The 11,076-nt window shown below is 66.4% G+C and carries 8 protein-coding genes and 3 pseudogenes; 5 read left to right on the top strand and 6 right to left on the bottom strand.

Annotated elements, in window-relative coordinates:
* The 3 genes and pseudogenes from IG99_RS51040 to IG99_RS40725 form a co-directional block, all read right to left on the bottom strand.
* Positions 1-870: hypothetical protein (locus IG99_RS51040; protein WP_234312126.1), on the bottom strand; the 870-nt coding region annotated here is incomplete at its 3' end.
* 97 nt (positions 871-967) lie between these two features.
* Positions 968-1,152, bottom strand: a pseudogene (locus IG99_RS51035) (IS5/IS1182 family transposase); the annotation flags it as partial.
* Between the two features lie 219 nt (positions 1,153-1,371).
* Positions 1,372-4,065: an RICIN domain-containing protein gene (locus tag IG99_RS40725; RefSeq protein WP_037683545.1), complete on the bottom strand. Its 2,694-nt coding sequence runs from the start codon at positions 4,063-4,065 to the stop codon at positions 1,372-1,374.
* A 425-nt stretch (positions 4,066-4,490) separates the two neighbouring features.
* Here IG99_RS40725 and IG99_RS40720 point away from each other — a divergent pair, with 425 nt between their 5' ends.
* The 3 genes and pseudogenes from IG99_RS40720 (at position 4,491) to IG99_RS40710 (ending at position 7,760) form a co-directional block, all read left to right on the top strand.
* Positions 4,491-5,849 (top strand): glycoside hydrolase family 43 protein, encoded by a 1,359-nt coding sequence (locus IG99_RS40720; protein WP_037683543.1) that lies wholly within the window; start codon positions 4,491-4,493, stop codon positions 5,847-5,849.
* A 142-nt stretch (positions 5,850-5,991) separates the two neighbouring features.
* Positions 5,992-7,167: pseudogene (locus tag IG99_RS40715) on the top strand (IS256 family transposase); the annotation flags it as partial.
* 77 nt (positions 7,168-7,244) lie between these two features.
* On the top strand, positions 7,245-7,760 hold the full coding sequence (locus tag IG99_RS40710) for a GNAT family N-acetyltransferase (protein ID WP_037683541.1): 516 nt from the start codon (positions 7,245-7,247) through the stop codon (positions 7,758-7,760).
* Between the two features lie 107 nt (positions 7,761-7,867).
* On the opposite strand, the gene IG99_RS49290 is transcribed toward IG99_RS40710, so the two are convergent.
* Positions 7,868-8,038, bottom strand: a complete 171-nt coding sequence (locus IG99_RS49290) for a hypothetical protein (RefSeq protein WP_158973348.1) — start codon at positions 8,036-8,038, stop codon at positions 7,868-7,870.
* A 154-nt stretch (positions 8,039-8,192) separates the two neighbouring features.
* On the opposite strand from IG99_RS49290, the gene IG99_RS40705 reads away from it, so the two are divergent.
* Entirely contained in the window at positions 8,193-8,792 is a 600-nt protein-coding gene (locus IG99_RS40705) for an SMI1/KNR4 family protein (RefSeq protein WP_037683539.1), read from the top strand.
* 67 nt (positions 8,793-8,859) lie between these two features.
* On the opposite strand, the pseudogene IG99_RS51545 reads toward IG99_RS40705, so the two are convergent.
* Together IG99_RS51545 and IG99_RS40700 are read right to left on the bottom strand one after the other, a co-directional pair.
* A pseudogene (locus IG99_RS51545) lies at positions 8,860-9,174 on the bottom strand (helix-turn-helix domain-containing protein); the annotation flags it as partial.
* A 158-nt stretch (positions 9,175-9,332) separates the two neighbouring features.
* Positions 9,333-9,665 carry an ArsR/SmtB family transcription factor gene (locus IG99_RS40700; RefSeq protein WP_037683537.1) on the bottom strand — a complete coding sequence of 111 codons (333 nt, stop codon included), beginning with the start codon at positions 9,663-9,665 and terminating at the stop codon, positions 9,333-9,335.
* 123 nt (positions 9,666-9,788) lie between these two features.
* On the opposite strand from IG99_RS40700, the gene IG99_RS40695 reads away from it, so the two are divergent.
* Positions 9,789-10,991, top strand: coding sequence for an MFS transporter (locus tag IG99_RS40695; protein WP_051866545.1), 1,203 nt, complete (start codon positions 9,789-9,791; stop codon positions 10,989-10,991).
* The last annotated feature ends 85 nt before the right edge of the window (positions 10,992-11,076 follow it).

The following is an 11,076-nucleotide window of genomic DNA, read 5'->3' as shown; positions in this document are numbered from 1 at the left end:
CGAGGCCGAGGCTTCTTCTTCCCCATGCTCTCCATGATGGACATCCTCCCGGGGCAGAACCCCTGATCTCGGATGTCCGCCAAAGCGGATCAAGCCCAGTCCCTGAGCCCGCAGTCGGCCGACAGTCTGATGGCGACGCTGCTCGCCTTGAGCATCCATGCCTTCCTCCTGGACGCCATCACCCAAGGGCGTCCCACGACCTCCGACGCCGTCGACCAGATGCCCCTGGCGCAGATCGCACACACAGTCGCCGTGCGGCCAGCGCACGAACTGCTCGCTGGCCTGCCCTACTTGGACGGCGAAGACCAGCTCCGTGTCAACATCTTGAAAGTCCTCATCTACGACGACGCATCCGCTCTGCCCCTCGCCCGGCTCAGTGAAATGACACGCATCACTGTGACCCAATTGGCCGCCAGCCTCTCCGAAGACAACCCTGTCTGTGCCGACATCCCGTCGATCGACCCGGGGCACGGCGCGCACAACCGAGTTGATTGAGGCTGTAAGTGGGCGGTTCGTAAGGTGACGTCTGTTTCTGGCTGAGGTGAGGCAAGGCCGCTGGTGGAGGTTGTGTCGGCTATTGCTTCCTGGCGAAGTTGCCGTGTCGGCCTCGGTGAGGATCCCGAGTTTGACGAGGCGTTTCAGCTTGGCGCGGGTGCCCTCGACGTTCTCCGGCAGCAGTTCGTGGCCGAGGGCTTCGCAGACGTCCTTGGCCCGGAGCGGCTCGGTCGTGTGGTTGAAGGCGGTGAGGATGCGGGGGTAGTCCGGGTGCTCGGGCAGGTTTGGCGGGCCGACCGGGAGCGGGTCGGCGGGGCCGGTGACGGTCTTGCGGGTGATCGTGAGGTGTTCCAGGTGCGTCTCGGCCTCCCGCAACCGGGTCGCAGGTCGTCGATCTGTGCGCGGAGGTCGTCGGCCAGGGCCCGGGCGGCGTCTTCCTGGAGGTCCAGGGCATCGAGCAGGGGCCGGATGTTCATACTGCCGTCGCCTGCGCTGCGCGCCAGGTGGGGGCGTGCGTGCCGGGGAGGCGTCGGGTCATGATGTGGGTCATCGCCCAGTAGACGCGGGAGGCGGGGGAGGGGGGCGGTGCTCGTAGTCGCGGACCAGTCGCCGGTGCAGTATCAGGATCCCGTAGGTCTGCTCGACCTTCCACCGCCTCACCAGATCAACAACCGCGGACCGGCAGATTCCGCCCCGCCACCACACCATCAGGCGACAGCAGACCCACTCAAGGGCTCACGAACCGCCCACTGAGAGCTATGCAGAAGCCGCCCTCTCACGCGGGGCGGCTTCGGCATGGTCGGCGCGTGGGTCGGTGCGGCCGGAAAGCCTTCGTCTTCCGGCTGCACCGCCACCGTCCTGTGCTGGGTCACCCGGTCACTGGATCGTCCATGCCTGGTTCGATTGGTTCAGGGGCATCCACTGATTGATGGCGGCTCCGCTCGTCGTCGATCCGCCACCGACCTCCAGGACCTGCCTGCTCTCGAAGTTGCGGATGACGTACCCACCGCTGGTCGGCTCGAAGTACCACAGCTGGTTGTTGCCGCTGGCGAAGGAGTACTGCTGCAGTGAGGTGCCCCTGCGGTGACTGAAGTTGTTGATGTCGAGGACCTTGCCGCTGTTCCTGTTCACGATCTTGTAGAGCTGCCCGCTGACCGGGACGATGTTCCACTGCTGGTTGGCACCACCGGTGCTCGCCCACTGGTTGACGCTCGCGCGGTCGAGGGTGGAGCTCTGGTCCACGTTCATCAGCAGCCCGCTGTTGGCGTTCTTGATCGTGTAGTACGTCGATGGGTTGGTGTTCGGCGTACCGGTGGAGTCCTCCAACGCCCCGCCGGCCTGCTGGACACTGAAGTCCGCGATGAAGAAGTACGCGCCGTCGGTCTTGGCGACCCGCACGTAGCGGAACTTCTGGCGGACGTCTATGTCGCCTGTCAGCGTCGCGGCGAGCGGCAGGGTGGCGCTGCCCTGGCGCCCCAGCACGGTGTAGGTGGCGAACGACGGGTCGTTGGAACCACGGATCTCGAACTGGCTCCGCGTCGTCGACTGGTCGAGGTCCTGGCGCGTCGTCAGGGAGAACTGTCCGAGCTGGTAGGCCTGCCCGAGGTCGACCTGCCACCAGGCCGAGGTGTCGCTTCCGATGGGCGACCAGCCGGTCGAGCCGTTGTTGTCGTTGGCTTTGGCCGCCACCCAGGCTGAGCTGTACACCGAGGAGGAGGATGCCGGCTTGTTGTAGGCGAGGTTGATCTTGGCTGCCAGCCCCTGGTAGGCGGACTCCAGACCGGAGGCCTTGATCACCGAGTCCCCGGACGTTGTGTTGTTGGTGAGCGTGACGTTGGTGCCGTTGCGGTTCTGGTTGATGAATCCGTCAGTGTGCGACAGCACGTTGTTCGAGACGGTCATGTTGTCCGACCCCTCGTCCAGGTAGATGCCGCTGACCGCGGAAGTGCAGGCGGACGGCGTACGCACCGCGTCGTGGATGTAGTTGCCGTTGATGACCGTGCCCGGGTCGTTGGAGAGGTGGTAGATGCCGGCGGCGTCGCACAGCCGGTTGAGCACGTTGCCGACTCGGTTGTAGCTGATGCTGTTGTTGCCTTCGGCGTTGGCGGCCACCTGCCAGCCCCACCCCAGCGAAATGCCGGCCCACGGGGCGTCGCTGATGTCGTTGTGGTCGATGGTGGTGCTGTTGACGAAGCCCGCGTTGATGCCGGCGGTACCCACGTAGTCCTGACCGATCCGGGTGATCAGGTTGTTCTTTACCGTGACGTTCTTGACGACCTCCCGGGCGTCCTCACCCGCCGGGGAGGTCGGCGGGTTGTACACGGTGTGCATCTCCACCGTGGGGTCGGAGAACTTGCCGACCATGATGCCGTTGCCGGCGATGTCGGAGATGAGGTTGCCGGTCACGGTGCTGTCGTGCACGCCGTGGGACAAGTCGAGGGCGGTGGAGCCCATCTGCGTGAACGTGTTGCCGGTGAAGGAGACGCGGTCGGCGTTCGCGGTCTGGACCCCGGCCGGCGGACGGCCGACGTACTGGTGGTTGGAGGTATCGGCCGAGACGTTGTAGTTGCCGCCCTGGCCGTTGAGGTAGCCGTTGTTCGTCGCTTCCATCCAGGTTGTCCCGGTGAAGGTGATTCCGGAGAAGCGCAGGTCGTGGGCGGGGTTGCCGAGGTCGGTGCCCTTGACGTCGAAGAGCGTCTCCAGCGTCGGCGCCTGCACGGTGGCCTTGGACATGTCCTCGCCGGGGCGGGGCTTGTAGTAGACGGTCTGCGCGGCCGTGTCGACGTAGAACTCGCCCGGTTCGTTGAGGAACTCGTGGGCGTTCTCGAAGTGCAGGGGAGAGCCGTTGGAGAGGATCGGATAGGGGCGTGGGAACAGGATGCCCGCCTCGTGGTCCTGGATCGACACGTTGGCCATGCCGTTGCTGGAGCTGATCGACTTCAGCCGCAGGTAGCTCTCGCCCCACTGCGTCTCCAGCAACATCTCGACCTGGCCCAGGTGGTTCCAGTTGGAGACCTGTGAGCTGAGCACCTTCAGCAGCTTGTTGGTCTTGTCGCTGCCCTGCAACTGGAAGTCCGAGCCGAGGTCGGGGAAGCGGGCCCGGGTGGCGCGGACCCCGTTGACGTACAGTTGGCGGAAGTCGAGGCCGCCCACGGGCGCCTGGTACTCGCCGCCCGCAGCCGCGGTCCAGCCGGTGATCGTCTTCCCGCTGGTGATCACGGGCGTCTCACCGTTGTACGCCTGGTAGACGACCGTGTGGCCGTTCGTGCCCGAGTCGCTCGTGCCGAAGGTGATCGGAGAGGTGAGGGAGTAGGTGCCGCCGCGCAGGTTCACGACGATGTCGTCCGACATGTTCGCGTTGACAGCGCGGACGGCGGCCTTGGCGGCCTGGATGGTCTTGAACGCCGCCGCGGTGCTGGTTCCCGCGTTGGTGTCACTGCCGTTGACAGGGTCGACGTAGAAGTTCGTCGTGGCCGCGTAGGCGGGCTGAGCGGGCAGCACGGCCGCGAAGACGACAGCCGCTGCCGCGAGCGCCTTCACCGTCCCCGCCCCGATGCGTAGGGGTCTCATGAGTGGCATTTATCAATGAAACGAGGCGCTCCGGTCAAGACGATAGGCACACCCATTTTTGCTTACGTAACACCGATGCCATGTGGACGCATCGGGCTCAGTACTACTCGGACCGCCTGGAGCGGAGGAAACTCCCCAGGTAGCAGCGTATCTAGCCGGATCGATCGTCCGTCAACCGCGCCCCATTCAGGTCACCCCGCAAAACTTGCACCTACAAGATGAGTAGTACTCATTTCGAGCGCCCGGGTCGTTCGAGCGGGCGTACGGCCGTCACATATGGAACGGAGTCTGTCAGAAATATTGACGGAACCTTGACGTAAACCTATGTTCTGCTCGACGTACCGCGCATTGTCCGAAATCTCGGACATCTATGCCCCTTCAGCACGGTGATCGGCCAAGCGGACTGGCCGGGCCCGGAGGAAGAGTTGAACAGAACCGTAAGAACCCTGCTCGGCCTGCTGGGCCCACTGCTGCTGGTCCTGCTGGGTGCCCCCGCCCTCCAGGGCACCGCCTCCGCAGCCGCCCCGCCGGCCGGGCAGGCCACGAGGTACACGATGACCGCGTTCACCAACTCCAGTGAGTCGAACCTGTATGTGTACGACTCGCCGGACGCCACCGGATTCAACCTGAAGAAGGGCCCCGCCTACACTCCGCCGTCCGCTCTGATCCGGGACCCCAGCATCTTCAAGCACACCGACGGGTTCTACTACCTCACCTACACCACCAACTGGACCGGGAACACGATCGGTTTCGCCCGGAGCACCGACCGGGTGAACTGGACGTTCCTGTACAACTACACGATCCCGATCAGCGGGCTGACCCGCACCTGGGCACCCGAGTGGTTCATCGACACCGACGGCAGTGTCAACGTCATCGTGTCGCTGACGACGGCGAGCACCGCCACCGCCTTCACCCCGTACAAGATCACGGCGACCAACTCCGCGCTGACCGCCTGGTCCGCGCCCACCCAGCTGGCAGGCATCGGGCCGAACAACATCGACACCTTCGTCGTCAAGGTCGGCTCCACGTATCACGCGTTCACCAAGAACGAGACGACGAAGTACATCGAGTACGCCACCGCCTCCAGCCTCACCGGCCCGTACACCATTCTGAAGTCGGGCGACTGGGCCGGATTCGGCAGCTGGGTCGAGGGCCCGGCCCTGGTCCAGCTCGACAACGGCGGCTGGCGCATCTACTTCGACGGCTACCGCGACGGGAAGTACTGGTACAGCGACAGCTACGACAACTTCGCCACCTGGTCCACGCGCACCGAGGTGCCCGCGCTGTCCGGCTTCATCCGCCACGCCACCGTGCTGAGGGAGACGGTCCCCGGCGGCGCCACGCTGCCCACCAACACCACCAGGTCGCTGCAATCGGTCAACTACCCAGACCGGTACGCCGTGGTGCGCTCCGACAACCTCGGCTACCTCGACCCGGTGAACTCCTCCAGCAGCACCGCCGCCAAGCAGAGCGCCACCTTCACCGTCCTGCCCGGCCTCGCCGACGCCAACTGCTACTCCTTCCGCGACTCCTCCGGCCGCTATCTGCGCCACTGGGACTTCCGGGCCCGCTTCGACGCGGACAACGGCAGCGCCGTCTTCAAGAAGGACGCCACCTACTGCGCCCGCCCAGGCTCCACGGCCGGCTCCGTGCGACTGGAGTCGTACAACTACCCGGGCTACTACCTCCGCCACTACAACTACGCGCTGCGCGTCGACCCCTACCAGAGCACAGACACGTTCCGCGCCGACAGCTCCTTCACCGCGGTCAGCCCCTGGGCCTGACCTGTACGCCCATCCCCCTGTCATGCCGGAGCAATGCTCGGAACCTGTGGATCGGTTGGGGGAGGACGTACTTTCCCTGGTGATCGATCGATAGGTCATCGAGCAAGGCCGGCGTGGGCGCGTCGGCCGGGAAGGCACGTCCGTGCTCACCGTAGTCAACACCGACGGCACCACCACTGGCGGGGCGTCGCTGCTGGACGAGATCGTCCGGGAGGGCGCCCGGCGGGTGCTGGCCGCCGCGCTGGAGGCCGAGGTCAACTCCTACATAGCCGAGCTGGCCGACCAGCGGGACCGAGACGGCCGCCGGCTGGTGGTGCGCAACAGCTACCACCAGCCGCGGAAGGTCACCACCGCCGCCAGATCGGTCGAGGTCAAAGCCCCGCGGGTGAACGACAAGCGGGTCGACGAGACCACCGGGGAGCGCAAGAGGTTCTCCTCGGCAATCCTGGCGCCCTGGTGCCGCAAATCACCGAAGATCGCAGAGGTGCTGCCGCTGCTCTATCTGCACGGCCTGTCCACCGGCGACTTCGTGCCCGCGCCGGAGCAGTTTCTCGGCTCCGCCGCGGGCCTGTCGGCGGCCACCGTCACCCGGCTGACCGCGCAGTGGCGGGCCGACCACCAGGCGTTCCAGGAGCGCGACCTGTCCGGCAGCGACTACGTGTATGTCTGGGTGGACGGCATCCACCTGCGCATCCGTCTGGACGAGGCCAGGGCCGCGGTCCTGGTCGTGATCGGGGTGCGCGCGGACGGCACCAAGGAGCTGGTTGCCATGGCCGACGGCTACCGCGAGTCGTCGGAGGCCTGGGCCGGCCTGCTGCGGGACTGCGCCCGCCGCGGCATGCGGGCCCCGGTGCTGGCGGTGGGCGATGGCGCGCTCGGCTTCTGGAAGGCTCTGCGCGAGGTCTTCCCCGCGACCCGCGAGCAGAGGTGCTGGGTTCACAAAACGGCGAATGTCATGGACGCGTTACCGAAGTCCGCGCAACCGGCCGCGAAGAAAGCCCTGCAGGACATCTACAACGCCGAGGACCGCGAGCACGCCGAGCAGGCCATCACGACCTTCGCCAGGCTCTACGGGGCGAAGTTCCCCCATGCCGTCAAGAAGATCACCGACGACCGGGACGAGTTGCTGGCCTTCTACGACTTCCCGGCCGAGCACTGGATCCATCTGCGGACCACCAACCCCATCGAGTCGACCTTCGCCACCGTCCGGCTGCGGACCAAGGTCACCAAGGGAGCAGGCAGTAGGGCGGCCGCTCTGGCCATGGTGTTCAAACTGGTCGAGTCCGCCCAGAACCAGTGGCGCGCGGTGAACGCACCCTAGCTCGTCGCACTGGTCCGGGCCGGGGCCCGCTTCGAGCGGGGCATACTCGTCGAACGTTCCGATCAGGAGGCAGCGTGATCACCCTCAGGCCCGAAACCATCCACACCGACCGGCTGGCCTTACTTCCGCTGCAGGTCGAGAACGCCGACGAGATGGCCGCGGTGCTGTCCGACCCCGGCCTGCACACCTTCACCGGCGGTGCCCCGGCCACCGCCCAGGATCTACGCGCCCGCTACGAACGTCTGGTGGCCGACTCCCCCCGCCCCGGCGAGTCCTGGTGCAACTGGGTCATCCAGCTCCGTGACGCCGCCTGCCTGGCCGGCTATGTCCAGGCGACGGTCACCGCCGACGACCGCGGAGCCGCTGCGGAGATCGCCTGGGTGACAGGCACCCCCTGGCAACGACGCAGTATCGCCACTGAAGCTGCCCAAGGGCTCGTCGCCTGGCTCCGGAAACACCCGGTGCACACAGTCATCGCCCACATCCACCCTGACCACAAGGCATCCGCCGCCGTCGCCACCGCAGTCGGCCTCACCCCCACCAACCAGTCGCACGACGGAGAGACCAGATGGCAGCTGACGATCAGCTGACCCCACACATCCACAGGTCTTGACGATTACTCGTCGTGCCGTCGCGGACCCACCCGCGGCGGTACCGACGCCGAATGGATCCACTGGCCCAGAAAGCCGTAGTCGATCTAGGCCTCCGAGCCCGGCTCGACGCTTTCGCGCAGCACGGTGACCTTGGAGCGGGCCGCTTCGTCGGGCAGGTTCTCATGCACCCAGCGCCGGAACATCGACAGCGAGACCTTCAACTTGCCCTCGTCCCGCAGCCGCTGGTGGATCGTGGTGACGGTCGTCGTCTTCAACAGTCGTCTTCAACAGCTCCTTGACGTAGTCGCGGTGCGGTTCGATCTCACCCCACCTGACCTGGCTCAGCCATCGCAGGCTGACAGCCTGACCAGTGCCACCTCCGAGCTGGGATGATTCTGATGCATAGACGAGAAAGCAGCGAGGAGCGTCATGACCGACTACCTAACCGCAGTCGTGGCGATGCTCGGCACGGCACAGAACCGCTACGCGGACGCGTCCGCCTGGGACCGCCTCCACGCAGAACTCGGCATCCGGCTGCCGACCGACTACCAGACCCTCGTGGACGCGTACGCTCCCATCCAGCTCAACGGCCACCTGTCCTTGCACCACCCCGCGACCTTGAGCTGGAATCTGGGTGACTGGATACGGGACACGGCCCGTGCCTGGTCCGAGGTTCCCTGGGAGGACCTTGACCCGGACGAGGACCCTCGCTTGCTCTTCGGACTCACAGAGTTGAGCTTCGGTACCCGTAACGGACTGTGGCCGATTGCCAGCACCGACCGAGGCGAAACACTGTTTCTCATGGCTGCGGACGGCACGCTCTCCGGGATCCTGGTCGAAGACGGCGAAGGCGGTTGGGCGCAGTACGAGATGAACTTCGCCGAGTGGCTCTACCGCTACCTCATCGGCGAAGACATGGCCGGCCCCAACACCTCAGCCTTCTATCCCGGCCCGGTACAATTGCGCCGCCTTCCGATGACCGCCGACGAACGGCCAGAGCCCTGGAGCGGGCCCGAGCGCGGCATGTAACCCTGCCTGCCACAACAGTCACAGACACGCACCGCGTCACCTGGAAAGCCAAACGGGACGACCAGTTAATCCGCGCCAGCGTCCACCGCTGGTCCTCCCAGCCGTGCGAGGCCGGTCCCTTGGCCAGCTCCGTCTCCAACTGCGCGAACTGCTTCTGGCTCAGCCTTGGCAGCGACGCCGGCCCTTGCGACCGCAGAGCCCGCGGACCGCCCTCATTCCACTTCTGTCGCCATCGCTGTACCGACCGGACGCTGACCCGCAGGTCCTTGGCGATCACCGCACACGCCTCTTCCTGGGCGAACCGCTCCGCTGCCTGGAGCCGTAACAGCTCCCGAAACTCCTGGCGCTCGGCGGTCAGCCCGCCCCCTTGTGGATATCGCACGCCTCTGGTGATACCGCAACGGTGTCACTGATCGTGCTGGTTGGCTGTTTCAGTGCGGGCTCGGCGTTCAATGCCCTGGGGTCAAGTGCGGGTGCGGCCGAGATAGCCAGGTGGTCGGGGTGGGCGCGTCTGGGGCGGGCAGGTGAATGCCGCGGGCGTCAGCTTCCTGCGGCGGGGTATGTGTGGCGGGCCCCGTTCAGTACGGAGTCGAGCAGGCCAGGGAAGAGCGCGTCCAGGTCGTCGCGGCGCAGCCGCACCAATCGGGACCGGCCTTTGACGGTGGTCCAGGTGACGCCCGCCTCGCGCAGCATCCGGTAGTGGTGGGACAGCGTCGTCTGGTGGACGTCCAGGTCACCGCCGATGGCGTTGCAGCTCTCCTCACCGGTCACGGCGAGCCGTTGGACGATCTCCAGCCGCACTGGATCGGCCAGCGCGCGCAGTACCTCCACCATCCGGATCGCATCGGTCGCCGGCTGGGACACCTCACGCATCGCTTCCCTCCGTCCGTGGCAGGGGCCCAGCTTATCCACTCATTGATACATGGACAAGTATCCATGCATTGCTTACAGTGCCGATCACCTGCCTCCGCAATGCTCCGAAAGGCGGCGCGATCCGTGCTGAAACGACTCCTTCCCCTGGCCCTGGCGACGTTCGCCGTCGGCACCGACGGCTACGTCATCGCGGGCCTGCTCCCGTCCATCGCCACCGACCTGGGGGTATCCACTCCGTCCGCAGGCCAGTTGGTGACGGTCTTCGCTCTGACGCTGGCGTTGTCAGCGCCGATCATGGGCGCCCTTACCAGCAGCCTGGACCGGCGGTCGGCGCTGCTGATCTCGCTGGCCGTGTTCGTGATCGGCAACGCCGTCACCGCGTTTGGAACGAGTTATGGGGTGGTGATGGCCGCTCGCATCGTTACCGCCGTGGGAGCGGGCATCATCACCGCCGCCGCCTCCAGCACCGCGGCGGCCATCGCGCCGCCGGAACGCCGCGGCCGGGCGCTGGCCTTCGTGCTGGGCGGCCTCACGTTGGCGACCGCGCTGGGACTGCCGCTCGGCACGTTGATCGGCCGCGCGGACTGGCATATCACCCTGTGGGCCGTCGCCGGGATCGGCATGCTGGCGGCCATCGGCATCGTTGTCGATCTCCCCAGGGTGATGCTCCCCGCCGCCTCACTGCCCGACCGGATGGGTCCACTTAAGCAGGGCCGCGTACTGGCCCTGCTGGCAGTCACCTCGCTCGCCTTCCTCGGCACCTACACCCTCTACACCTACATCGGCCCGACCCTGCGGGACGCGACCGGCGGTAATGAGTCGTTACTTACCCTGATCCTGCTGGCCTGGGGCGTCGGCACCCTGGCCGGCAACATCACCGCCGGCCGCCTGGTCGACCGCCACGACTCCGCCCGCGTCCTCAGCGGCACTCTTGTCTTCGCCACTCTCGCCCTGGCGCTGACCCCACTGGCGATCCATACCCTCCCGTCCACCCTGGTCTGGGCGGTGGTCTGGGGCGTGACCGTCGGCATCATCGTCGTTCCTCAGCAGCACCGGCTCATCGCCCTCAGCCCCGCCGCCGCACCGGTCCTGCTCGGTCTCAACTCATCCGCGCTCTACATCGGAGTCGCCCTCGGCGGCGGTTTCGGCGGGCTGGCGCAAGAGTGGTTCGGGCTTGCCCCGGCCGAACTCGGGCCGGTGGCCGCCGCCGTCACCGCCCTAACCCTCTTATGGCACCTGGGAACCACGCGTCACCCCGCCGCACCCATGACACCAGAGCCGACCTCGGCCAACCAGACAGAGTCCAAGGCGCGACCCGCCCGTTAGGTTGGCCGACCCATCTACTCAGGCTGGCCAACCAGTATGCCCAGCCACAAACGGGCGACCAGCCGTCAGCCCCTGCGACACCACG

The organism is Streptomyces griseus subsp. griseus, from assembly GCF_000720255.1.
GTDB lineage: Bacteria > Actinomycetota > Actinomycetes > Streptomycetales > Streptomycetaceae > Streptomyces > Streptomyces griseus_I.
Note: the sequence above shows the minus strand (reverse complement) of the source record. Positions and strands in the feature narration are given on the sequence as shown.